Below are 24,427 nucleotides of genomic sequence, written 5' to 3'. Positions count from 1 at the left end.
AAAAGGAGCATTCATGAACCCCCGTTGGCAGACAATTCTCAAAGAATATTCCGAAGCATTGATCATCGCCCTGATTCTGGCCTTGATCATCCGTACGTTCATTATTCAGGCCTTCAAGATTCCTTCCGGTTCAATGTTGGAAACCTTGCAGATCGGCGATCGTTTGTTCGTAACCAAATTTGCCTACGACATCAAAGCGCCCTTTACAGACTGGAGCATCCTCTCCCTGCAGGATCCGGAACGCGGGGACGTGATCGTATTCCGGTATCCTGAAGACCCATCCAAGGACTTTATAAAACGCGTGGTGGCGGTGCCCGGGGATGTCGTCGAAGTCCGGGACGAAAACCTGTACATCAACGGTGAAAGCGTGGAAGAGCCCTACCTGACGCTCCACCCCGGACCGACTCGCGTGCATTTTGGGCCAGAGACCGTTCCTGACGATCACTATTTCACCTTGGGCGACAACCGTTTCAACTCACATGACTCCAGGTTCTGGGGATTCGTGCCCAAATCACAGATCAAGGGCAAGGCGTGGAGGATCTATTGGTCCGCCAGCCCACGCTGGTTCCTGAGCAATGTGCGCTGGGACCGTTTCGGAAAGCAGATCGAATAGGACTGGCGCAATGCTAACATACAGGAATTTTATGATTCAGGCTGATTTCCGAATCAGCCGCTGCAACAGGTAATCCTTCATGCCCAAATCCCTGATGGCCACAGTGGGTGAATACCTCAAAGCCATCCTGTTTGCCCTGATTCTGGCCCTGCTGATCCGTTTTTTTGTGGTTCAGGCATTCAAGATCCCCTCTGGATCGATGATGGACACGCTGCTCATCGGCGATCACCTTCTGGTTTCCAAGTTCGCCTATGACGTCAAGATTCCCTTAGCCGGAACCGCAATCGACCTGAGCGATCCGGAGCGCGGCGACATCATCGTCTTTTTGTACGGACAGGATGTCCCGCGTCTGACGGATGAACCCGGAAGATGGCTGGAATGCAATCTCCCGTTCCAGGGGTATGCCGACGAGAGCTGCCCCAAGGACTTCATCAAACGGATTATCGGCCTTCCCGGCGATATCGTCGAGGTGCGCAACAAGGATATCCTGGTGAACGGACGCGAACTGTACGAGCCGTACGTCCAGCACAGTGATCCGCACCGGATCATCAAGCCGCGGGACAGTTTCGGCCCGATCAAGGTGCCGGAGGACAAGTACTTTGTCCTGGGCGACAACCGCGATGAATCCCTGGATTCCAGGTTCTGGGGCTTCGTGGATCGAGAAAGGATCCGGGGCAAGGCCTGGCGGATCTACTGGTCATGGGAATCGGACCATGGTCCGCGCCTGAACCGTATCGGAAAACTTTTGGAATAGGCTTCGGATTAGCGTCGGCAAAAGGCCCACGTTGCAAAGATTTCCCGCTCTTCCAGCATCCCCCAACCCTACCAAAGGAGTAGCATGCTGGCCAAAATCGCCACCACCGCACTCATGGGCATCGAAGCGTTCCATGTTGAGCTGGAAGTGGATTTTGCCCGTCAGGGAATGCCCTCATTTACCATGGTCGGGCTTGCCGAGGGAGCGGTTCGAGAAAGCAAGGAACGCGTTTTTGCCGCCTTAAAGAATACCGGCTTTAAGCTTCCGCCGGCCAGAATCACCGTCAACCTGGCTCCAGCGGACATGCGCAAGGAAGGAAGCGCCTACGATCTGCCCCTGGCCATGGGACTTCTTGCCGGCATCGATGTCGTTCGCCAGGATCAGGTACAAGGGTATTTTCTGGCCGGAGAGTTGTCCCTCACTGGTGAACTCAAACCGGTTTCCGGAATCCTGCCGCTGGCCCTGAAGGCCAGATCCATGGGAGCACGTGGCTTGATCGTTCCCGCGGACAATGCCCAGGAAGCCTCGGTAGTCAAGGAACTTCCCGTCTACGGAGCACACAGCCTGTCTCAGGCCGTACGCTTTCTTCTGGGCGAGGAAGCAATCTCCCCGGCTGACTGTGATCTGGACGAACTCTGGAAAAATCGCCATCAGTCACCCCTGGACTTCAGCGAGGTCAAGGGGCAGGAGCACGCCAAGCGGGCAATTGAAATCGCAGCGGCGGGCAACCACAATCTTATTTTTCTCGGCCCCCCGGGCAGCGGCAAGACCATGCTGGCCAAGCGGCTGCCCTCCATTCTGCCGGCCCTGGAATTCGAGGAAGCCCTTGAAGTGACCAAGGTCTACAGCGTTGCCGGGATGCTGACCAAGAATCAGCCCCTGGTCGTCACACGACCTTTTCGTTCTCCCCACCACACCATCTCCGACGCCGGACTGATCGGCGGAGGGCATTACCCTCGGCCTGGCGAAGTCTCCCTGGCTCACCGGGGAGTGCTTTTTTTGGACGAGTTGCCGGAGTTCAAGAAGCACGTCCTGGAGGTGCTCCGCCAACCCCTGGAAGACGGCGTGGTCACCATTTCCAGAGCCGCCGTCTCCCTGACCTACCCCGCGGACCTCATGCTCGTGGCGGCCATGAATCCCTGCCCCTGCGGCTACCTGACGGATGAAAATCACCAGTGCACCTGTTCGCCCCAGCAGATCCAGCGCTATCGCTCCCGTCTTTCCGGACCGCTCCTGGATCGCATCGACCTGCATGTGGAGGTCCCGGCAGTTCCCTACAAGGAACTGCGCCAAAAAAGCGGCAGTCGGGACTCCGCGACCATGCTGGCGAACATTGAACGAGCCAGGGCCGTCCAGTCCAGTCGCTACCGGAACACGCCACTGCTGACCAACAGCGACCTGGACGGGCGCTGGCTGAACAAATTCTGCTTTCTGGGAGATGCCGAGCATGATTTTCTCGGCGCTGCCGTGCGTCGGTTGAGCCTCAGCGCCAGAGCATACACCCGGGTGCTGCGGATCGCCCGAACCATAGCGGATCTGGAAGGCACGGATAATTTGACTTCGGACCATTTGGCTGAGGCCATCAACTACAGAACCCTGGATCGTCAGGCCCAAACTTGGGCTTGAACGAAAGCACCGCAATTTCTTTCAGAAGATGCGAAGATTAGCGCGGATCGCGACCGTGACGTTGGCCGGGGTGTACTTCACATGCAGTTCGAGGGACTGGTCATGCAGGGGACGTCGCAACGCCTCATTGCTTGCACATCGTGGAACGAATCAAATTTTTAACCCCGTGTTGCGAATGACTTCCAGAAGGAGCCCTTTGTCGATGGGTTTGACGAGATAGGAACTTGCTCCGCCTTTGTAGTAGGCATCGACGACATTTTTCGGATCACCCAGGGCCGTGAGCATGATCACGCGGACTTCATCCTTGGGCCCCAGTCCCAGGGAACGTTCATGCTCCCGAATGTCCAGCAAAGCCTGCTGGCCGTCCTTGATCGGCATCATGATGTCCATCAGAATCAGATCATAGGGCTGATTTTCCTGATGCGCGAGCTTGAACGCCTCCAGGGCTTCCTCGCCGTTCACCGCAAGATCGCACTGCGCATAGGGCTTGACGATACGCTGCAGCATCAATCGGCTGGTAAAATCATCTTCAACAATCAAGAACCGCATATTCACCTCTTTTGCAGGATTTCCTCATGCGCCTTTTCGCGCAACTAAAGCTGATTTGCAGTACTTCAGTCTCGATACTCTGGCAAGAAGGTCAGGGCTCGACTCGTCTCGGCAAAAGAAACCCAACACCCTCCGCCGGTTATATCCAGTTCACTTTTGCAAAATTAGCTGAATAATCACTTGGCTCAATAGATTTTACGCTTGGCAAAACTCGAACCAAGCACATTGAAGGTATTCTCAACGATGAATATGGCATATTCATCTTTGGAGAATACGAGTTCCTCCAATCGCTTCAGGACGATGTTGTTGGTGATGGCCATGATAATGTTTTTGTCCTGACCGGAATACGCCCCCCGTCCGCGGATGAACGTCGCCCCCATCTTCAGATGGTTGATCATTTCATCGGCGATTTCCTTGCTTCGGTCGGATATGATCAGCACAAGCTTGCGCTGGTTGAAAAGGGCCAGAGTGTATTCCAGAACTACGGACGTGATGAAAACAAAAATCAACGAGGCGATGATCAGGTCGATATCCAACATGAATGCGCTGATGCCGAACAGAAAGAAATTGAAGACGAAGTAAGTCTTGCCGATGCCGATATTGTACTTTTGATTCAAGATCACGGCCACGACGTCCATCCCCCCATTGGAGCCCAGCGAGCGCAGCACGATGCCCACCCCGAAGCCGCAGATCCCCCCCGCGGCAATGGCCGCATAGAGTTGATCCCGGACCCCGAAATCCAGATGGACCAGCTCATAACTTAAGGTGGCCACGATCATGGCGTACAGGCTGTAGTAAAAGAAGCGCTTGCTGACGTTGACCCATCCTGCGACGAATAGCGGAATGTTCAACAAGAAGTAGAGGATGCCCGCGGAAAGAATCGGATACTGATAATAGATGAGCAAGCCCACCCCGAAGATTCCCCCGGGGATAAAACCATGATGCACGACGATCCCTTTCAGCCCCAACGTATAGATGATCGTGCCCACGGTGATCAATAATAGATTCCACCAGATCGTAAAGGTGAACCTCTCGTGTCGTTTAGTCATGACTCCTGCCTGATGTTGTTTCGTTGGTTATTGCATACGTCAAAAACAAAAGGGCCGCGACGCAAAAATCGCAACCCTGGAAGACAATGCCGTCCCACCTTCTGAATATCCGACTTGTAGGACGGCTTCAACAGAACTCCCGGTGAGCACGGGGCCATACCCGTCTCGGCGACAAACCGATTTTCCGTGGGTAACTCTATCTCTTTTCGAAGGCAAGGACTGACTAAGGCGTATAGATCGGACTAGACTTTTGTTCCCTAGTTGCTTGAGATAGACGGCTTGATATTACGAGGCCAGCAATGAGTTTTCCGACAAAAACAGGGTAAACAGCCGTGAAAACAAACCTGCCCTGATGGAGCGGACTCTGCCTTGCCCCGGCGCCGCTCCTTTTGTAAAGGACTGCACGGCTGATTTTCACAATGATCATTGGAGGCGACATGTTCAGGCGCAATGTTTGGCTAGGGTTCTTCCTATTCGTCGTGGCGTTACTGCTGCATGCGCCCCCCGTCATGCACAGGATTACCAGCGGATCATAATAAGGGCATACCAGGATATTCTGGGACGCAAGCCGGACCGCGACGAAATGCGCCATTTTCGGATCTGGAGGATTGATGAACGGTGGGATGAAAGCCGTTTTCAGGCGGCCCTGCGGGAGAGTGACGATTTCGCTTCGCCCGTTCGACATTGTCGACAATCAGGCCTACGAGGACTCTTGCACCGCAAGCCCGACCCTCAGGGCCGGGAAACATATCGCAACCGCGTGTTGCGCGACGACTGGGACGAGCAGCGCCTACGCCGGATATCATGGACAGCGAGGGTTTAAGGCGCCGAAAGTGATATAGCCGTCTCGAAAACATTCAAATTCACACCTAGGGATTATGAACGCAAGCATTACGCACAAATTGAATCTGCGCAATCTGCGCATTGACGACTACGCCGACCTCCAGGCCATCATGCAGCGGGTTTATCGCACCGTGGATTCGCCCTGGGAGAAATCGCAGGTCGAGGCCATGATCGCGCGCTTTCCTGAAGGCCAAATCTGCATCGAGGACAAGGGCCGGGCCGTGGCCGTGGCCTTGACCATGATGATCGATTACGCTGGTTATGTAGGGCGACACACCTATCTGCAGGTGGTCGGCGACGGCACCCTGGCCAATCACGAACCCGAAGGCGATTACCTCTACGGCATCGAAATCATCGTTGATCCCGAATACCAGGGCATGCGCCTGGGCCGCAGATTGTACGACGCCCGCAAAGAACTCTGCGAAAAGCTCAATCTGCGCGGGATCATCGTCGGCGGCCGAATTCCCGGCTACCGCAAATTCAAGGAGGAAATCCAACCCCAGGAATACATCAACCGGGTCAAACGCAAGGAAATCTACGACCCTGTCCTGTCTTTCCAGCTTTCCAACGATTTCCACGTCAAACGCCTGCTCAAGAACTATTATCCTTCAGACCACCAATCCGAAGGCAATGCCGTGCTCCTGGAGTGGAACAACATCTACTACGAGGCCAGAACCCGGCTCATCGGCGGGCGCAAGACAGTTGTCCGCCTGGGCACGGTGCAGTGGCAGATGCGGCGATTCGCGTCCTTCGACGATTTCCAGCAACAGGTGGAGTTCTTCGTGGACACTGTTTCCGACTACGGCACGGACTTGGTCCTCTTTCCGGAATTGTTCAACGCTCCGCTGATCGCCCAGTACGAGAACGAAAGCCCTCCCGAAGCCATGCGCCGCCTGGGCGAGTACACCGAGGTGCTGCGCGAGGAGTTGATGCGCCTGGCCCTGGCCTACAACATCAACATCGTCAGCGGATCTGTGCCGGAGTACCGGGATCACAAGCTGTACAACGTCTCCTTTCTCTGCCGCCGGGACGGAACCTGGGACGCCCAGTACAAGCTGCACATCACGCCGGACGAGGACCGCGCATGGGGGCTGACCGGCGGCGAGGTGCTCAAGACCTTCGATACGGACATCGGCCGGATCGGCATCCTGATCTGCTACGACATCGAGTTTCCGGAACTGGCCAGGCTGCTGGTGGAACGCGGGGCGAACATCCTCCTGGTCCCCTTCTGGACGGATACCAAGAACGCCTACCTGCGGGTGCGACTGTGCGCCCAGGCCCGGGCCATTGAGAACGAATGCTATGTGGTCATCTCCGGCAGCGTGGGCAACATTCCCAAGGTCGAAACAATGGGCATCCAGTACTCCCAGTCCGCCATCTTCACGCCCTCGGATTTCGCCTTTCCCCATGACGCCATTGCCGCCGAAACCACGCCGAACACGGAAACCACGCTGATCACCGACGTGGACCTGGACCTGCTCAAGGAACTCCGCCGCCAGGGCAGCGTCCAGAACATGAAAAGCCGGCGCCGCGACCTGTACAGGCTGAAGTGGACGGGCAAATGACGGATGGGACGACATGAAACCCCTGATTCTGGCCGAGAAGCCGTCCGCCGGACGGGATCTGGCCCGGGTGCTCAAGGTGGCGTCCAAGGCCTCTTCTGGTCGTTCCTCCGGATACCTGGAAAACGAGCAATACGTTATCTCCTGGATGATCGGCCATTTGCTGGGCTATGCCTTTCCCGGAGAGCAGAATCCAGCCTGGGTGAAGTGGTCCTTTGCGAACCTGCCCATGTTCCCGGAGAACTTTCAACTCAAGGAAATGCCCAGCACCGCCAGCCAGCTCGGCGTCTTGCGAGGTCTGCTGGCCCGCGAGGACGTAGGCGAGATTATCGTGGCCACGGACGCGGGACGGGAAGGAGAGCTGATCTTTCGACACCTGTACGGCTACCTGCAATGCAGCAAACCGTTTCGCCGATTGTGGATCCTGGACAATACGGACGCCGGCATCCGCAAGGCCTTTGCTGAACTGCAGCCCGGGCACAAATTCGACAATCTGGCGGCCTCGGCCCGGGCCCGCTCTGAATCGGACTGGTTGGTGGGCATGAACTTCTCCCGCGCCTACACCATCAAGGGCGGCGACAAGTTCAGCATTGGACGGGTTCAGACCCCGGTGCTGGCGCTCCTGGTGCATCGCCGCAAAGCCATTGATGCCTTTGTTTCCGAACCGTTTTTCACCTGTACGGCCACGGTCCGCGCCCTGTCTGGTGAAACAGACGAAACCGAAGAAGCCAGGACTCCGTTCCCGGCCCAGGTCATGGCGCCGCCGGATTATAGCGGCGACAGATTCGCCACCAAACAGGACGCCGCGGATCAAGCCGCCAAGGTGGATGGACAGGACGGAATCGTGGCCGCTTTGGATCAGAAAGAGGTCGTCATCGCCCCGCCCCTGCTCTACGACCTGACCGCGCTCCAGAAAGAAGCCAATGCCCGATACGGTTTTTCCGCCAAGCAGACCCTGGACATGGCCCAGAAGCTGTACGAGGTGGAAAAGGTAATCACCTATCCGCGTACGGACAGCCAGTACATCACCCAGGAAATCTTCAAGGAAATGCCCCAGCGCATGGCCGCCCTGCCCAAAGGCTACAAACCCCTGATCGACCTGGCCCTGAACAGGTTGAAAAGCGAACAATCCTTTGCCTGCGTCAACGACGCCAAGGTCACGGACCATTACGCCATTCTGCCTACGGGCAAGACGCCGTCCTCGTCCATGGCCCAACCTCTGAAGCAGCTCTACGATCTGGTGGCCCGGCGGCTTCTGGCCGCGTTCCTGCCCCCGGCCAAGGTGCAAAATACCAAAGTGATTCTCGATGTGAGCGGAGAGAAGCTGCACGCCGGCGGCAAAATCTTTATGGAGACGGGCTGGCTGGTAGCCGAGCCCTGGCGCAAGGGAGACGACGTGGTTCTGCCGCTATTGCGGCAGGGGGACGCGATTCACATAGACAAGACCGAGGTCAAGGCCAGCAAGACCAAGCCTCCTTCTCATTTCACGGAAAAGACGCTGCTTGGCGCCATGGAAAAAGGCGAGTTCGAGGTGGGCGGCCTGGAGAACGAAAACATCATGGGGCTGGAGGATCAATCCCAGCCCGCACCGACCGTGGGTATCGGACGGCCGTCGACCCGGGCGGCGATCATCGAACTGCTGGTGGAGCGAGGCTATGTCCGCCGCGAAAAAAAGCGGCTGATCGCCACGGACACCGGGACCACCCTGATCGACTTCGTGGAATCCACCGTGCCTCAGCTGACCTCAGCCAAGATTACCCATCTCTGGGAAAAAAACCTGGAGGACATCGCCCAGGGCAAGGACGATCCCCGGACCTTCATTACCAAAATCAAGCAGTTCACCCGCGACGGAATCACAATCCTGGCCCGACAACCCGCCAAACCCCGCGTCCGCCCCCCGGAAGCGCAGCTCCAAGCCGCAAAAACCGTTTAGGCGGAACTCGGCAAACTACCGCTCTTTAGGCGTTGATTGTCCCCGTCACGCTTTCACGCGACTATTTTTTGCCCGAACCTTCCGCGGCTTGTGCTTCAAGCTCGGCGATTTGCGCAGTGACCTGTGTTATTTCAGCCTGAATTGCCTGCATCATGCTGTTCTTTGTCTGTTCCTGCATTGTGGGGCTGGCGGCGATGGAAGCCAACTTGTTTTCCAAATCCTTCAGCCTGGCCTTCAACGCCTCGATCGGCGAGTCCCCAGACGAACCGCTCCCCCCTCTTGTCTTGTCCATATATGCCTTGAATGCCTCCGCCGCTGTATTGTCACCGTCCGTTTCTTCATCTTTTCTCAATGCACTCTGAGCGTCTCTGGCCGCGGGCGATATCGTTACGGCATCAGAACCCCAGGAGGTCGGGGCGCTGCGTTGTTCCCCCGCTGAACCTGCTCTGTCATGCAACGAGCGGTTGACTACTTCTTCCATTTTCCAGATTTCCCGATAGCCATCAATTCGCATAACCCCCTCCATGGGAAAAAGTTGCCAGGCGTTAAACTCTAGCAATTAATGTTCCCATGCTTTCAATACATGAAGTGATCCCTTTTTTTTTCAGAATATGAGCCACCGAGGAGCTTGATGCTTCATCAGGGCATTTATCCACCCAGCGCTTCAACACAAAACAATCATCTGATTTAACGATTCGACCGCAACGGCTGTTGTCTTCGGCTGGAGGAGCACCTTTCCCGCTGATCAGACTCGATGCAGTAATTTTTCAGTCCAGGCCCCGCACCAATTCAGATGGCGCGCGGATAAATTGGAAGCTCCTGACTGTAAACAGCTGTCGTATTCATAGGAACAAACTTCAAAATCAACCCTCCGCGATACGACATAACATATCAATTTTCTTGACTTTCATTTGGCTATACCTATTTTTACGGCTATCCACCCGAACCAGGGCAATGCGGAAAAAGAAGGTTTTAGGGCTAACCCCCAACCGAGTTTTGCGGCTCGATTCGTAATACGTATTTTGAAATGATGTCGCCATCGTTCATCGGTACGCCCAATCCGGCCACGGCGGACGTTTCCATGAAATGGAATAGGTCTGCCGCTTGAATATGCAATCGCCATTGCCTCACAAACAAAGGAGGGATTTTCTGAGGCATTTCAGGCAATTTTCAGGCAAGAGCAAGTTTTGGAAGAAACATTTCAAAAGGAGGAATGGATCATGAAGAAGTTAGTTATTGCGGTGTTTCTGGCGGTCTTGTTGTCTTCGTCGACGTCCTTCGCCCAGATGAGGCTCGAAGGATTCGCCCTGGGCCAAAGTAATGCGGCGTTCAAGGTTAATTGGATCTCCTTCCAAGACAGCGTGTTCGACGTAGATCTGTCGGACGGGATTTATCTGGGTGTTGAAGGATACCACCAACTCTTCCCGAATCTGTATGTCGGCGGTGAGATCGGCTGGGCACGAGCCACTAACGACAGGCTTGTTTCTCTTGACGGAGTGACTATTCAAACCATTGACACCAGGGTTCATTTCGTCCCTCTGGAATTGAACCTGAAGTACGCGGCCGAAGTCGCACCGAACGTTGTGCTGGGTTTTGGCGGCGGGCTTTCCTACAGCTGGCTGGATTTGGATGTCGATGTAGGCGGCCGCAGTGCCAATGTGAGTGAGGACTGGGTCTTCGGCGTTCAACTCTTTACGGACGTCAACTACAGGTTCACCCCGAATCTGTTTGCCGGCGTCAACGCAAAGTACCAATGGACGGAAGATATGAATGTCCATCTCAGCGGGACAAATTTTCGCTCCAACGTGGACATGAACAACTTCAGGCTTGGTGTGCAGGTGGGATACATGTTCTGATGAGATGTTGAACAAGTCGCTTCAGAAAACGAAGCGACAGTCTACGCAACAACTGTTGCCAACCTCATGCGGGAGGGTCATCGCCCTCCCGCGTCTTCAATCCTGCGGGCAATGAATCTCCATTCCCAAACGGCTTAAAACTCCCATGCGGAGCATTTCAAGGTTTTTCAATAAGGGCGTGATGCTCGACCTCTGCGCATCGCTGCCCTCTTTCCGAAGCCGCCCCTCGCTTGTTCGGCCGTAACTATTCAGCATATTCTGAAAGTACCCAGGATTGTTCCGGCTTATCTCGATTTTTGGCCTCGCCTGTCTGACTGAGCCAAGATTCGTTCATCAAACCATTGCTGGACGCCTGAAACGCCAACGGATGTTTATTCGGGCAATGGTTCGATGTTGCGAAGCCAGCGAAGGAGTTGCGAGGGTGAAAAATCGAGGCAAGCCGGAACACAAATGAGCAGTTGCATTACGTCTTTCATTTCCAGAAGAAAACGGCCGCCACTACTACTTCAGCACAAGCGGAGCAAGAAGGACTGGCATGTCGACCGGACTATTCCGGAATCCAGCCCGGCCAGTCTTGGTGCGCCCGTACAACACCATATCACGAACCATGACAGTCGACATGTAGTGGCTTGATAAGTAAAGGTGCTTTTCAACAGCAAAAAAAAGCAAGTGAACAAAATTATGATGGCGTGGACGGTCAGAGAAGCAGCTCTATTCCGTCCCTGCTAATGACTACCACGCATCAACAGCCAAATAACACCCATGACCTTACGCGCTGATTCAGACCGCATCCTCCATGCCGCGGACGACAAGGCAGGTTGGGGGTTGTCCCTGCTCTTGGGGTTGACCCATGTTTCCCTGATCTTCGACGGAATTATCTTCCTGCCGATAATGATCGGCAAGGCCACGCTCACTCCGCCCGAGCAGGTCGCCTTCGTCACCTTTGCCACCATCATTGTCGCGGCCCTGGGCACCTTGATCCAGACCCTGCGGGTGGGACGCATCGGCTGCGGATTCGTGCTCTTCATGGGTTCTTATTCCGCATTTCTCGCCTGTACTCTCGGCGCGGTGCGCATGGGCGGACTGGAGTTGATGGCCACCATGACCCTGCTCAGCGCGCCGGTGGTCTTTTTCTATTCCTATTTCCTGCGATTCCTGCGCCATATCGTCACCCCGCAAATCGGCGGGATCATGATCATCCTCGTGGCGCTCAGCCTGATGCCCATTGCCATCGAACTGTGGCAGGGCGGACTTCCGGACCGGCCCGGATTCGGATCGGCCTCCAACTACATCGTGGGCGTGATCACCATGTCCGCCCTGGTGCTGCTGATGCTATTCGGAAATACGACTCTGCGGCTCTGGACCCCGCTTTTAGGGCTGGGCGCGGGATGTGCTGCGGCCTGGTTTTTCGGGATACTTGAGCTCGAACAGGCTGTCTCGGCACCGTGGATAGGCTTGCCGCAATGGGCCTGGCCGGGCCTCGAGCTGGATCTGGGGCTGAGCCATGTGCCGCTTCTGGCGGCATTTGTCATGGCCGCCGTAGTCAGTTCCATGGAGGGAACCGGGAACATCATGCTCGTTCAGCAGTTCTCGCTGCGCCGGTTTCGCAAAGTGGACTATCAGCGGGTCCAAACCGGGCTGTACGGGGACGCCGTGGCCAAGGGGCTGGCCGGATTAAGCGGCGCCGCGCCCGTGGCTACGTTCTGCGACAACCTGCCGCTGCTGAAGATGACCCGCGTCGCCTCGCGTCGCGTCGGCCTGATGGGCGCGGCAATCCTCTTCGCACTGGCTTTTATGCCCAAAATATCCGGTTTTCTGTTGGACCTGCCCGCCCCGGTCATCGGCGGAATGCTCGTGGTCATCTGCGGGATGCTCTTTGCCGCTGGCATCAGCCTGATCATCAGCTCCGGGCTGAGTTTCCAGATCGGGCTGATCTTGGGGCTGTCCCTGTGTGCCGGGCTTGTAGCCGAGACTCGCAACTTCTTTCCGGATGTAATGCCCGTGGCTCTGAGCCCGGTACTCCAGAGCGGCGTGGCCATGGGCGGTTTTGTGGCAATGGCCATGAGCCTGTTGCTGGTTCTCTTTCCCAAGCCCCAAATGACGTTTCGGCTTCTGCCCCGGACTGAGGAAATGCCGAAGCTGCTGGCCACGCTGGAGGATGTTCGGCATAAGTTCAAGATAAGCGACACAGCCTTCCATCGTCTGCGCCTGTCCTGCGAAGAAACGTTCAGCCATCTCTGCGAGCACGTCGCCGATGAGGGCAAGACATGCCTGTTCGACATCCAGCGCAAGGAAGAGGGCATGTTCGTGGAAATCATATGCGGCTCGCAGGTCGAAGACGTGGACCGCTGTCCGCCCCCCATCCACCCCTCCTGCGCAAACGACCAGGATCTTTCCAGACTGGGCCTTTTTCTACTGGCCAAGATGGCCCGCGACGTGCTGCACTTCCACCTCTCCGGGAATACCTACATTACTTTTTATATCGATGATTAAAGTTTCTCGTTAGAAGTTTTCCGGGGTGAAAATCGCCGTTCTGGTCCAGGGGGGCGGATTCGGACAGGCTGAGTTTTCGCAACTGGAAATCGAGCCGGGAGTGGAGATCCCGATCCACATCCATGATCCGCAGCTGGATTCCATTTTCGTGCTTTTCCGGCATGGGCGAGGCGTATTCCAACGGAGGATGGCGAGGCCTTTGGGACGGAGGTTCACCTTTTTGCCCGATTGGCGTGGAACATGGGGTGTGCAATACAGGAGCCCTGCCTGCTTTGTCGGGAGGGCCTGTATGCTGGTTTCCAGCGACCATGACAGGGTCGATGAGATTGATGCATTGGCGCGACCCGGTACGGATTGTCGGGCCGCGCCAAGGCAAATTACGGTTGCGCGGTGGCAGATTGATCGAAACGACACTGTCCGGAATTTTCAGGAGTAGTGTCCTCCTGGCTGGCCTTTGAAAAACTCGTTTACTGTTTCGCTGACATACAGCTTGACCTCTTTATCTCCTTCCTCAAGCAAAACATTGGATTCGGCGAGCAAACCCAGATCCTCGGCCACATCTTCCCAGTGTTTTTTCGTCCGTGCGATATCCGGATCTCCAACATTGAAACGCCTGATGGCTACCCACGACATGTTTGACTCCTCTTTGTAGTTGCTCGTTTATCTGTATTGCGCCGACACAGCGCATTGAGTGAAGCGCGTCTCAAAAAAACATTAAACCGCTCGCTCCCGTTGATCGCTGAAGACGCCGAGATCGCCAAGGGGAAACATTTTCTGAAAGCAGGAAAGGAGCTGCTTTCAGAAAGGTTGCCTTCTTTGACGGGATGAACAAGACATCGCCGGCAGACGTGAAGCCTTTTTGGCTTAACACACCTTTCCAGCGGAAGACGAAATCTTCTTGGCGGCCTCTGCGGGCTTGAGCGTAGCGGGCGGTTCATATTTCAAAAATACGCTCCAGCCGAATGAACCGCAATAATTGCAAGAATGGTGCAAGTCAATTTGGTTGCATTTCCTCATGTCCAGGGATAATTGTAATGAATGCAATGGAAGCTTCAGCTGATGTCGATTATCTTCGCAAGCGCAACGAACTGAGGTCGGTATGGATAAGTGGAACCATGACGAAGAGCCGGAAGATCTGAACGTCTCCATCCTCCTGATTGAATCTGACATCGAACAGGGGAGATCCATGGAGTTGGAACTGCGCAGGAGCGGCTTCAAGGTCTTCACCGCGACGAGCCACTTGAGGGCGTTGAGTCTGCTGGAGGATCACAAGAACTTGAGAATCGTTCTTGTCCAGGTGGAGGCCACGGATATCGGCGGCTTCGATTTCGTGCATCTCCTGCGGCACCGCAACCGCTTTCAAAACCAGCATCTCCAGATCATCATGATCGGCTCGGGAGAGGATTTCGTTAGATTTCCTGCTGATGGCAATTCCATCGACGACTACCTGCTGCGGCCGTATTTTCCCGGAGAACTTTGCTGGCGGGTCCGCAAGGCCCAGAAATTTCTGCTTAATCAAAAACAGATCGCCGCCGTGCACCAGATGAGCATTTCCGCCGGCATTTTAACCTCTTCAGGACTGAAAAGGGCATTGCATGAGGAATTGAACAAGGCTTTCCGCAAGCGCAGCTGCTTTTCCCTGGCCGTGTTCGAGTTATACGGCCTGGAAAGCGTTCATCTGAACCATGGGTTGATGATGGCCGAATGGATGGAGCGGGACCTTTCGGCCCAGATCCGCGACAGGCTGCGCAGCTATGATCGGCTGGGCAGACTGGACTGGGGTCGGTACTGCCTGATCGCCCCGGAGATCGATCAGGAGCACCTCCGGTTGCTGCTGATCCGCTTCAGTCGACAGATCGCCGAATGGAACGAATCCGTCAGCCGCAATTCCCACATCCGGATTCCTTTGGAACCGCAAGTTCGCCCATTGACTGTCATCCCGGAATTTGAACCGCACCATTTAGCCCAAGCCACGGCAGTGCTGTGGGACTGGATTATCCGTCTCGACGGCCATGTTCCTGTCGCTGCCGCCGATTATTCGAGCATCGTAATAACTTCGGAAACCATCGCGGATGTCGTCATCGCCGAGCAGGACGGCTCCGTTCAGACCCGTCTTGCGATCAAGGCACCAGGCATCACCCAGCCTTTACCTCAATGAACCAATGACAACTGCTTCATCAACCAACCTTCAGGGGGAAGCGCTCTTCCGGCAGGGAAGATTCCAGGAAGCCGCCACTTCACTGCTCGACGATTATCGCAGTGGCAAGAAAACCTTTGCCGTGATCACCCTGCTGATCCAGTCCCTGCGGGCCCTGGGCCAACACCGGGAAATGGCTGATTTTCTGGCCAAGGCGTTGATGGAATCATCCCTAACCGTGCATGAACAGGCGGCGTTGTACTACCAGCTCGGCCAATCCTTGTTCCAGGCCAAGGATCTGGTCCAGGCCAAGCAAGCCTTCTGGCAGGCCCACCGCCTGAACCCGAACCACCCGGGCCTAGCTGAGAAGCTGAAGGCCATCGGGCAAAAGGAAAGCCGCCCACAGCATCGCTACAGTCAGCTGATCTCGAAGGGAGACCTTGCCGAGCAGCAGCTTGCCGAGCTGACCTTGTCCGCCAAAGAAAACAACGAGGACCTGGACCAGTTGCTCCTGCGGGAAGCGAAGATCAGTAAGCAGGCCCTGGGTGAATCTCTGGCCACTTTTTATGAAGTGCCCTTCGTGGATTTCGATCCGAATATCGACGCCCCCTTTGAACTCTTGGAAAAGCGCAAGCTGGACCCGGAATACCTGAAACGCTCCGGGTGGACCCCTCTGGCTGTTGACGGGAACACCATCACCGTGCTGATGGCCAACCCCTTCGATCATGCCCGACTGGATGAAATCCGATTCATTTTCGGCACCAGCCGGATCGAACCGAAGGTTGCCCTGATTTCCGACATCCATGGATTCATCGAGCTGTTCTACCGTCGCCTGGGTTCAGAGGAACTGATGGAACTTGGGGATTCGGTGGAAGCGCGAATCGATGAGGAAGTGGAACCGCATCTGGACATGGAGACCGGGGTCACGGATTCCGAGGTCGTGCGGCTGGTGAACGCCCTGCTGGTGGAGGCCTGGCGCCGCAATGCCTCGGACATCCATATCGAACCCGATCCGCGCAACAGATTCTGCTCGGTACGGTTTCGGATCGACGGCAGCTGCCATGAGTTCCGGAAAATTCGCGCCGGCATGGCCAAGCCGCTCATCTCCCGGATCAAGATCATGGCCCACCTGAACATCGCGGAGCGCCGTCTGCCTCAGGACGGCAAAATCAAGATGCGCCTGCCTGAGCTGGGTAAAATTGTTGAATTTCGGGTGGCCATCCTGCCGACCATCGAAAACCATGAAGACGTGGTCCTGCGCCTACTGGCCTCGGGCAAGCCCCTGCCCCTGGAAAAGCTGGGCATGTCCGACGACAATCTGGCCAAGTTCAAGAACGCGGTCTACAAGCCCTACGGGCTGATCGTCGTGGTCGGCCCCACGGGCTCCGGCAAGACCACCTCGCTCCACTCGGCCATCAGCTACATCAACACTTCCGAACGCAAGATCTGGACGGCCGAGGACCCGGTGGAAATCACCCAGGAAGGCCTGCGCCAGGTTCAGATCAACCCCAAGATCGGCCTGGATTTCGCCACAACCCTGCGGTCCTTCCTGCGGGCCGATCCGGATGTGATCATGATCGGTGAGATGCGGGACGCGGAAACCGCGCATATCGGGGTTCAGGCCTCGCTGACGGGCCACTTGGTTTTCTCCACGCTGCACACCAATTCCGCGCCCGAAACCATCACGCGCCTGCTGGACATGGATCTGGACCCGTTCAACTTCGCGGACTCTTTGCTCTGCGTCGTGGCCCAGAGGCTGATCAAAACCCTCTGCACCCAATGCAAGGAAGCCTATCGCCCCGCCAAGCAGGAGGTGGACGATCTGCAAAAAGAATTCGGGGCGGGCTTTGACCAGTACATTCCCATGTCCAGGGATATTTCATTGTATCGGGCCAAGGGGTGCGGTCAGTGCAACCAGGGCTACCGCGGCCGGATCGGCGTTCATGAACTGATGGCCAGCTCGACGCGGATAAAAAACCTGATCAAGCGCCGCGGCCATACCGAGGAAATCCGGGATCAGGCCGTGGCCGACGGGATGCTGACCCTGAAACAGGACGCCCTGCTCAAAGTGCTGCAGGGCGTGACCGACATGTCCCAGGTTCGGTCGGTGAGTGGGTGGTAGCTCAATCGTTCGAAGGCTCTTTGGAAAGATCCTCGAATATGCTCAAGGCCGCCACGGATCCCTGGCCGACGGCCGTGACGATCTGGCGCACTCCGCCCGTAACGTCTCCCGCGGCATAGATACGGGGATGACTTGTACGCATCCGGTGGTCCACGAAAACTGTGCCGTCCTCGTTCAGTTGGAGACCGAGATCCCTGGCCAGGTCGGCATTGGCCGTCTCGCCGATGGCCACGAAAACACCGTCCGTCGAAACTTCACGCTGCACACCGCTATGCACGTCGCGGATCCGCACAGCCCGCACCGACTCCTCGCCCAGGATCTCCTCCACCACGGTGTTCCAGTAGACCGGAATGTGTTCGCGATCCAAGGCGTCCACCAGATGCTGCTCGCCCCGGAAGGCGTCGCGGCGGTGGATGACGGCCACGCCGGCACCGAGGTTCTTCAGGTACAGGGCATCGGTCAGGGCCGTATTGCCCCCGCCGACCACCAAAACGTTCCGGCCCTTGTAGAGGTAGCCGTCACAGGTGGCGCAGTAGTTCACGCCATGGCCGAAAAACTTTGCCTCTCCCGGAACGCCCAGCTTGCGCCATGTGGCTCCGGTGGCCAGAAGCATAGCCCTGGCGCGGAACAGCCCCCGATCCGTCAGAGCCTCCACGCGCCTGCCGATCTTGGCTTCGTGAACAGGCACCCCCTGGAGGATCTGGACATACTGCCGGGCCTGTTCGGACATCATTTCCACCAGCTTGAGACCGGAAATGGAGGTGAACGCAGGATAATTCTCCACCACAGGCGTGACCACGATCTGTCCGCCCACGGTCTTGCCCTCCAGGATCACCGTTTTCAGACCGCTGCGCGCGGCATAGACGGCCGCGCTCAGACCTGCCGGCCCACCGCCCACGATCAGCAGATCCACGTCCACGGCTTCCTGACCGGAATTTCCAGGGGTCGGAGACGCAGTGGACGGAGCCACCGGCTGGAGCGTCAACACCTCGGCCATGAAGTGCTCCTCCGGAACCAGGCCGATGATGTTGTGTTCGGCATTGACCACCGTATGGGGAACGGCGCCGATGTTGAATCGTTGGGCCAAATCCTGATTCTGGCCGGTTTCCACGCATTCCGTGGAAATCAGATCCGGGCGCTCGATGGCCGCGCGGATCGCATGCATCACTTGTTGCGGGCAGTAGGGACAGACGGGGTTGACGAAAACCTGGATGTCCCGGGGCTCTTTGCATTGCGCCAGCACTTTTATGGATGTCTCCGAAAGTCCGCTCTCCTTGAGGGATGCCAGCAGGATGGTTTCAATGAGGGACTTGCCTTCCTCGCCCGCGGGCGCTCCGGTAAAACGAATGCGATAGTCCTCCGGCTGAACGAGGATGGTCGGTGAGCGGTGTACGGAGTATTTCTCGGCCTCCCCGGATTCCATGGACGCGAAATTTGCCTTGATTTTCGGGCTGATTCGGGCCAAGTCCTTCACAAAATCCGTGCAGAACCGGTTGTAGGGGACGTTCTCCTCCTCCCTGGTGAAGACAAAAAGTACAACATCCCGAGTCATTACACGAAAAAGGTCTTCAAGGTATATACGGCTCTTCTCCGGGAGGAGCCATTTTTGCGTGGGCTCGGAGCTTTCGCGCGAATCGTCCGCGGAAGATTTCTTGCTTTTCCAGAAGGCCATGGCAGCTCCTCATGGTGGGTAATGGCGGGTGAGGCGGGCAGATGCAGCGATTGGTGGTTGCACGATACTGAAGACCCGATATCATGGCAATTTCAGATGCGCGAAAGCGATAAAAAGGGGAGAACCGTCCGCTTCGCTTAAGTCGCAGAGGTCGCCAAGAAGAAAATTTCTGAAAGCAAAGCTCTTCCCCTGCTTTTAGAACGTTCCCCTTGGCGCCTTCCTTGAGCGACCGCAGGGAGCGGGTGGTAATGCAATAATTTATGATCCGCATCGCTCAAACCGGAGAAGGACGATGCAGGCTAATGATTCAACACTAAAACCAGTAATCAGGAGAAATGATAATGGAATTATGGTCCGTCTTTGAGTTGATGTTTACGGCCCAGGGGCCGTCGGAGTGGTCGCACTGGCCCTTCGGGCCGACGTTTGTCGGCAGCTGGCTGAACATGTTGACGAAGTTCATCTTTATCGGACTTGTCCTGGCCTTGATGATGTACATGTTGCGCTATCTGTTTGGTCCGGGCGGCCCAATGCGCGAAGAGCCTGAAATGGGCGAGGAGCAGAAGGTTGAGCTGGCGGTGGAGCTGTTGCGCAGGCGGATGGAACAGGGGCGCATCGATGCCTTGGAGTTCGAGCGGATCAAGAAATTATTGCAGCCATGATGGTAACGGAGCTGGAACGCGGCGTCCTGGAACTGTGCCGCTTTGCCCGCGACCATTATCCCCAGGAACAGTTGGAACGGGCGAACATGGCCCTGAAACTGGACCATTGCCTGCGGGTCTTCCAGGAAGCGGAATCCATCGCAATGGAAGAAAAGCTGGAACCGGACGCGGTCCGGGTTACACTCTGGGCAGCGCTTTTTCATGACGTCGGCAGATTCCCGCAGTATCTCGCCTACAAGACCTTTGACGATCGCAAATCCGTGGACCATGGGCGCCTCGGAGTGCGTGTCCTTAAAAAACACGGTTTTCTTGAGGGCCTGAGCGCTCAGACCCAAAAAGCCGTGCGTACGGCGATCATTCTGCACAACAAGCGATTTCTGTCGGCAAGCCTGCCGGAGTGGGCGGCCGTCCCGGCCAGGGTCGTCCGGGACGCGGACAAGTTGGACATCTACAAGATCTTGCTCCAGCATCTGCGCCCGGACGCCGCCAACAACCCGGTGGTCACCATGGACTTGCGCGACGAGCCCGAAGTGTACAACGAGGAACTTGTCCGGCAGATACTGGACGGAGAATTGGGGGATTATTCCCGGATGCAAACCCTCAACGACTTCAGGCTGCTGCTCTGCAGCTGGGTTTACGATCTGAACTTCTCCGCAACGAAAAAAGCGGTCATCCAGCGCGGCTACCTGGACGAACTCCTGTCCGGCCTCCCGGACACGCCCCGAATCAGGCAGGTCCGGAAAACAGTACTTGCCCGCGTCCGAGAATACGCCACTGAGCCGCTCAATTGATTCCCATAGATATCATCTAAATATCATTGGTTGAAATATCTGTATCCATGTCCATGGTGTTTCTGTTTTATTTTTACCACCCTTGTCCTTCGGCTTCATCCGCAAATGCGGGCAGGTGACGGGACTGATCAAAATCAAGCTGTTGTCGAATTCAGGTGGTGGATTCTGACATCTCCATGAGCATGGTCATTGGTTTTGCCAGGCATGTTCATTTTTTGCACTGTATCCACGACCCAGCCATGATGAGTAAAGAGAATGACCTGGTTGCTTCGCCCCAGATCGGCCAAGGCGTTCAATGTTGCCATGGTGCGATGGTCGTCGAAGTTGATCAGGATGTCGTCGGCGATGAAGGGCATGGGTTCGTGGGATTCCAGCCTCCATTCCAGGGTAGCCAGACGCAGGGCCAGGTAAAGCTGGTCCCTGGTGCCGAAACTCATTTCCGCGACGGTTTTCACGCTGCCGTCGGCGCAGACGCCCACCAGAACAGGCCGCCCCTTGTCGTCAATGTCCGAGCGCAATCCAGGAAAGGAATTCAGGGTCAGCGCCGCGAAGTAGCGGGAGGCGATGGCCAGGATCGGGCCCTGGTGCCGGCGGCGGTAGCGTTCAATTTCCTGTTTCAGCAGCAATGCGGCCAGGCGGACCCGAGTATAGCGCTCGGCCAGGCGGCGAACCCCGGACAGGGCGATCTGGATTTCGCTTTCCTTGGCCGCGGCCGCATCACTGCCGTCCATGCGCTGCAATTCGTTGCGTGCTTCGCCTTTCTGCTCGGAAAGTTCCCTGATCCGTGGCTCCAGTTCCTCTGCAATCCGTTTGCGCAAGGCATCGATTCGTCCCGGCAGCGCGTCAGGATCCACTTCCGTGCGTTGCCGGTCCAATTCGTCCAGGGAGATGCCTTCGGCGATCTCCAGCAGGGTTTGCTCATGCCGTTCCAATTCTGACCGGGCGGCCAGGAACTGCTCAAACCGCTGCCCGGTTTCGCGCAGCATTTCATTCGATTCGGCCTTGGAGACGCGCTGCAGTTCAGCCAACTGATCTTCCGTGTTTTCCAGGGTGATCCGGGCTTGACGGATTTCCTCTTCAAGGCTTTCCAGGTCGGCGCGGAGCTTTTCGAAAACTGTTTTCTGGGAATTGGCCTGCGTGAGCAAGGATTGCAGTTTGACCACGGCTTGATCCATGGGCAGACCTTCCAGCTCTGGAGCCGTGATGGACCCGATCAGTGCGATGGTCGAGGACTCGAACTGTTCGAAGTAGGCATCGATGTCCACGATCCGACGCGTGTACTGATCCGCTTGGTTGATCTTGGTCAGGCAGGTGCTCAAGGCTTCGAGAATCCCGGCCGCCGCGTCCGGGGTGGTCTCGGAGGACAGACCGAATCCGGACAAAGCCTCTGACCAGTTCTGCTGCCAGTCCGCGATATTTCTCCGGCACCCCTCGAGATTTTTCCCGGCCCGGATCTGGTCCTTGGCAAGGCGAACCCGGTCCTTTTGCAGGCTCACTGCCTGGTCCTGGAGGGTTTTACAGGAAGTCAGATACTGTTCCGCAAACGTGAGCAACGGGGCGAGTTCTTCTCCAGACTCGGGATGTGGGCAGTTCATCCGGCCCAGTTCATGGGCAAGGCGATCCAGCAGACTTCGGCGCTGGGAGAGAATAGGCGTTTTCTCGGTGATCGTTTTCCGGGCTTCCAGGAACTTCCGCCGGCTTTCCAGACACTGCTCCAGCCAGGTGCGCATTTCGCGAGGAGTTCGGGGCCGCAACCCGAGCGGAGCCCACAGTTCCAGCCACTGGGCGTCAAGGCGGACCTTCTCGTCTTCCATCCGCACTGCTTCCTCACCCAGTCGCTCCAACTGGTCTTCGAGCCTGCTCGCCTCGGCACGCTTCGCAACGTACTGATGGACCCGCTCCGCGGCCAGGCGCAGGTGGTCCGCGGCGTCATCGGCTGCCTGCATCCCGGCCTCAAAGGCAGCCGGCAGACCGAGATCTCCGGCATAGACCATAATATTCTCGTCCTGGTCTTTACCTTCCAGCCAGACCCCCCGAATCAGCTGCCAACCCTGGTCACGGTGCGCCCTGCGCTGGAGCAAGTCCCCTTCCGTGACCACCTGTCCGGTCTGCTCGATGACCGCGACATCGCGCCGAACCCGGTCCAGTTCTTCCTGAAGAACCTTGCGCTGGGACGTATTGGCCTTTGCGCCGTCCGCCAGCTCCTTGAACCGGTCCACGAACCGGTCAATGCTTTCCGATGCGGGTAAGGAGTAATCCACCAGGTTTTCCGGCTCTCCGGTCCACAGTCCGATGCGCGTGATGTCCGCGGAAGCGGATTCCATGAGCAGCCGGGCATCCTTGTCCAGCTTGCGGAGCTGGCTGTCCAGATCTCCGGCTTTCTGGGCCAGGCTCACTGCCGTTGCCAATCCCTCCAGATTCGGCGTCTCCGGCAACTGGGCCAGAGCGCTTTCCACGTTTTCCAGGGCAGCGGTTGTCTCCTGGAATTGCCGCTGGGTCTGGACCACGGCGGCGTCCAGGCCGGCAAAACGGTTGCCCAAAGAGTGAATGGTCTGACGCTGCGCCAGCAGATTCTTGATTTCGTCGCGATGATCCAGAGACAGGGCCGGAGCGGCCTGGGCCAGCAGGGTTTCGGCCTCGGTGCGCAGTTGCAATTGATCAGCAAGTAGTCCAGGCCGATCCCGTCGGGCCTGATGCACCATGCCCAGCTGCTTATGGAGGGCGTCTATGCTCTCGGCCTGATCCAGGATGTCCTGTCGGATCAGGCATTCCGCGACGCGCTGCTCCAGGCGTTCACGCCGGGACAAGGCGTCTTGCCGGCATTTGGCGGCGGCATTGTGGTTCTCCAGGGCTTGCGGAACCCGAGCCGCAAAATCGATGGGAAGATTGGCCACGTCAACCAGTGTGGCACAGATTTCGCGCAGTGCATCCCGCTTGCCCATGTGCGGCAGAGCGCGCTGCAGTCGTTGCAGGCGTTCCAGCTCGGTCCTCACGCCCTGGTTGGCCTGCTCGGTTTCGGCCAGTTGCCCGGAGAGTTCATCCAGGGCCAGCCGGCGCTTCTTCCACTCGCTTCCAGCCAGGCAAAGATTGCGCATTTCCGATTTCAATTCCGCATGCCGCTTGATCGCCTTGTTCAGTTCCGGCTTGCTGCCGCCGGATTTGAACAGATCCGCGCCTTCCTGCTCCAGCCGGGCAATGATCCCGTGCAGCGAGGCCAGGCCGACCCCGGCGGAAAACAAGGCCTGACCCACATCGCCCTGCTGTTCCAGGATGGCTTTGCCTCCGGAAATCAGGGTCTCGTGGTCGATCCCGAACAAGGAGTTGAACAGGGGTTCCTCGATGCCGTGCAGGAACTCGTCCAGGATGCGCTGGTCGATGGCCTGATGGTCCCTGTCCAGCAAGTCGCCCACATTGCGCTTGCGCCGCCAGAAATGCAGTTCCCGTCCGTCCCGGTTCTGAAGCACCCCGCCGACGAGCAGCTTGTTGTATTCATGCTGAAAATTGTCCGCGGTTCTGGCTTCGATGCCGTAGAGCAGAGCCCGAATGGCCCGCAACGCCGTGCTTTTTCCAGCCTCGTTGGGACCGTAAACCACATGCAGCCCCGGCGTCGCGGATGTGAAATCCAGGCTGTGATTCGTGAAATGGCCATACGCGGCAAGTTCCAGGCGATTGATTTTCATTTCCCGCTCCTGTTCCAGGACTGTAAGTGTGACACCAAGAGGAAATTGTTGAAGATGGATTGCAGAGTTGACTGGTTGTTGAAGGTTT

The 24,427-nt window shown here is 56.9% G+C and carries 19 protein-coding genes; 12 read left to right on the top strand and 7 right to left on the bottom strand.

Translation table 11 applies throughout. The annotated features are described in order from the left end of the window. Nucleotides 1–13: 13 nt before the first annotated feature. From lepB (BLP93_RS03275) to BLP93_RS03265, 3 genes are all read left to right on the top strand, one after another. On the top strand, nt 14–613 hold the full coding sequence (gene lepB / locus BLP93_RS03275) for a signal peptidase I (protein WP_092117187.1): 600 nt from the start codon (nt 14–16) through the stop codon (nt 611–613). Between the two features lie 79 nt (nt 614–692). Next, the gene (lepB, locus tag BLP93_RS03270) at nt 693–1,367 is read left to right on the top strand and encodes a signal peptidase I (protein WP_092117185.1); all 675 of its coding nucleotides are present in this window, start codon (nt 693–695) and stop codon (nt 1,365–1,367) included. 84 nt (nt 1,368–1,451) lie between these two features. Then, on the top strand, nt 1,452–2,993 hold the full coding sequence (locus BLP93_RS03265; RefSeq protein WP_092117183.1) for a YifB family Mg chelatase-like AAA ATPase: 1,542 nt from the start codon (nt 1,452–1,454) through the stop codon (nt 2,991–2,993). 150 nt (nt 2,994–3,143) lie between these two features. Here the strand turns inward: BLP93_RS03265 and BLP93_RS03260 are convergent, their stop codons facing one another. Together BLP93_RS03260 and BLP93_RS03255 are read right to left on the bottom strand one after the other, a co-directional pair. Further along, entirely contained in the window at nt 3,144–3,542 is a 399-nt protein-coding gene (locus BLP93_RS03260) for a response regulator (protein ID WP_092117181.1), read from the bottom strand. Nucleotides 3,543–3,727: 185 nt separating this feature from the next. Then, a complete protein-coding gene (locus BLP93_RS03255; RefSeq protein ID WP_092117179.1) occupies nt 3,728–4,591 on the bottom strand; it encodes a YitT family protein in 864 nt (287 codons plus the stop codon). 454 nt (nt 4,592–5,045) lie between these two features. Here BLP93_RS03255 and BLP93_RS16565 point away from each other — a divergent pair, with 454 nt between their 5' ends. Genes BLP93_RS16565 through BLP93_RS03240 form a run of 3 tightly spaced genes read left to right on the top strand, consistent with a single transcriptional unit; the run spans nt 5,046 to nt 8,929 of the window. Continuing rightward, nucleotides 5,046–5,414, top strand: coding sequence for a hypothetical protein (locus BLP93_RS16565; protein WP_139162900.1), 369 nt, complete (start codon nt 5,046–5,048; stop codon nt 5,412–5,414). A 55-nt stretch (nt 5,415–5,469) separates the two neighbouring features. Then, nucleotides 5,470–6,999, top strand: a complete 1,530-nt coding sequence (locus BLP93_RS03245) for a bifunctional GNAT family N-acetyltransferase/carbon-nitrogen hydrolase family protein (RefSeq protein WP_092117175.1) — start codon at nt 5,470–5,472, stop codon at nt 6,997–6,999. Nucleotides 7,000–7,012: 13 nt separating this feature from the next. Then, entirely contained in the window at nt 7,013–8,929 is a 1,917-nt protein-coding gene (locus BLP93_RS03240) for a DNA topoisomerase 3 (protein WP_092117173.1), read from the top strand. A 61-nt stretch (nt 8,930–8,990) separates the two neighbouring features. Here BLP93_RS03240 and BLP93_RS03235 read toward each other — a convergent pair whose 3' ends face one another. Beyond that, on the bottom strand, nt 8,991–9,443 hold the full coding sequence (locus BLP93_RS03235) for a FlxA-like family protein (protein ID WP_161946178.1): 453 nt from the start codon (nt 9,441–9,443) through the stop codon (nt 8,991–8,993). Nucleotides 9,444–10,149: 706 nt separating this feature from the next. On the opposite strand from BLP93_RS03235, the gene BLP93_RS03230 reads away from it, so the two are divergent. Together BLP93_RS03230 and BLP93_RS03225 are read left to right on the top strand one after the other, a co-directional pair. After that, nucleotides 10,150–10,785, top strand: a complete 636-nt coding sequence (locus tag BLP93_RS03230) for an outer membrane protein (RefSeq protein WP_092117169.1) — start codon at nt 10,150–10,152, stop codon at nt 10,783–10,785. Between the two features lie 762 nt (nt 10,786–11,547). After that, nucleotides 11,548–13,278 carry a uracil-xanthine permease family protein gene (locus BLP93_RS03225; RefSeq protein WP_092117167.1) on the top strand — a complete coding sequence of 577 codons (1,731 nt, stop codon included), beginning with the start codon at nt 11,548–11,550 and terminating at the stop codon, nt 13,276–13,278. Here the strand turns inward: BLP93_RS03225 and BLP93_RS16560 are convergent. Both BLP93_RS16560 and BLP93_RS03215 read right to left on the bottom strand, forming a co-directional pair. Further along, nucleotides 13,256–13,441, bottom strand: coding sequence for a hypothetical protein (locus BLP93_RS16560; protein WP_139162898.1), 186 nt, complete (start codon nt 13,439–13,441; stop codon nt 13,256–13,258). The genes BLP93_RS03225 and BLP93_RS16560 overlap by 23 nt on opposite strands. Before the next feature lie 263 nt (nt 13,442–13,704). Continuing rightward, nucleotides 13,705–13,911 (bottom strand): hypothetical protein, encoded by a 207-nt coding sequence (locus tag BLP93_RS03215; RefSeq protein WP_092117163.1) that lies wholly within the window; start codon nt 13,909–13,911, stop codon nt 13,705–13,707. A 466-nt stretch (nt 13,912–14,377) separates the two neighbouring features. On the opposite strand from BLP93_RS03215, the gene BLP93_RS03210 reads away from it, so the two are divergent. Continuing rightward, entirely contained in the window at nt 14,378–15,436 is a 1,059-nt protein-coding gene (locus BLP93_RS03210) for a response regulator (RefSeq protein WP_092117161.1), read from the top strand. 4 nt (nt 15,437–15,440) lie between these two features. Beyond that, complete coding sequence (locus BLP93_RS03205) at nt 15,441–17,537, top strand: GspE/PulE family protein (protein WP_244148627.1); 2,097 nt, start codon at nt 15,441–15,443, stop codon at nt 17,535–17,537. Nucleotide 17,538: 1 nt separating this feature from the next. On the opposite strand, the gene BLP93_RS03200 is transcribed toward BLP93_RS03205, so the two are convergent. Beyond that, a complete protein-coding gene (locus BLP93_RS03200) occupies nt 17,539–19,209 on the bottom strand; it encodes an FAD-dependent oxidoreductase (protein WP_092117159.1) in 1,671 nt (556 codons plus the stop codon). Between the two features lie 341 nt (nt 19,210–19,550). Between BLP93_RS03200 and BLP93_RS03195 the strand changes: the two genes are divergently transcribed. Then, complete coding sequence (locus tag BLP93_RS03195) at nt 19,551–19,868, top strand: hypothetical protein (RefSeq protein ID WP_092117157.1); 318 nt, start codon at nt 19,551–19,553, stop codon at nt 19,866–19,868. Beyond that, nucleotides 19,865–20,659, top strand: coding sequence for an HD domain-containing protein (locus BLP93_RS03190; protein ID WP_092117155.1), 795 nt, complete (start codon nt 19,865–19,867; stop codon nt 20,657–20,659). Before BLP93_RS03195 ends, BLP93_RS03190 begins: the two co-directional genes overlap by 4 nt. Nucleotides 20,660–20,793: 134 nt before the next feature. On the opposite strand, the gene BLP93_RS03185 is transcribed toward BLP93_RS03190, so the two are convergent. Next, nucleotides 20,794–24,339, bottom strand: coding sequence for a YhaN family protein (locus BLP93_RS03185; RefSeq protein ID WP_092117153.1), 3,546 nt, complete (start codon nt 24,337–24,339; stop codon nt 20,794–20,796). Nucleotides 24,340–24,427 lie beyond the last annotated feature (88 nt).

The organism is Desulfonatronum thiosulfatophilum (assembly GCF_900104215.1).
GTDB classification, from domain to species: domain Bacteria; phylum Desulfobacterota; class Desulfovibrionia; order Desulfovibrionales; family Desulfonatronaceae; genus Desulfonatronum; species Desulfonatronum thiosulfatophilum.
Note: the sequence above shows the minus strand (reverse complement) of the source record. Positions and strands in the feature narration are given on the sequence as shown.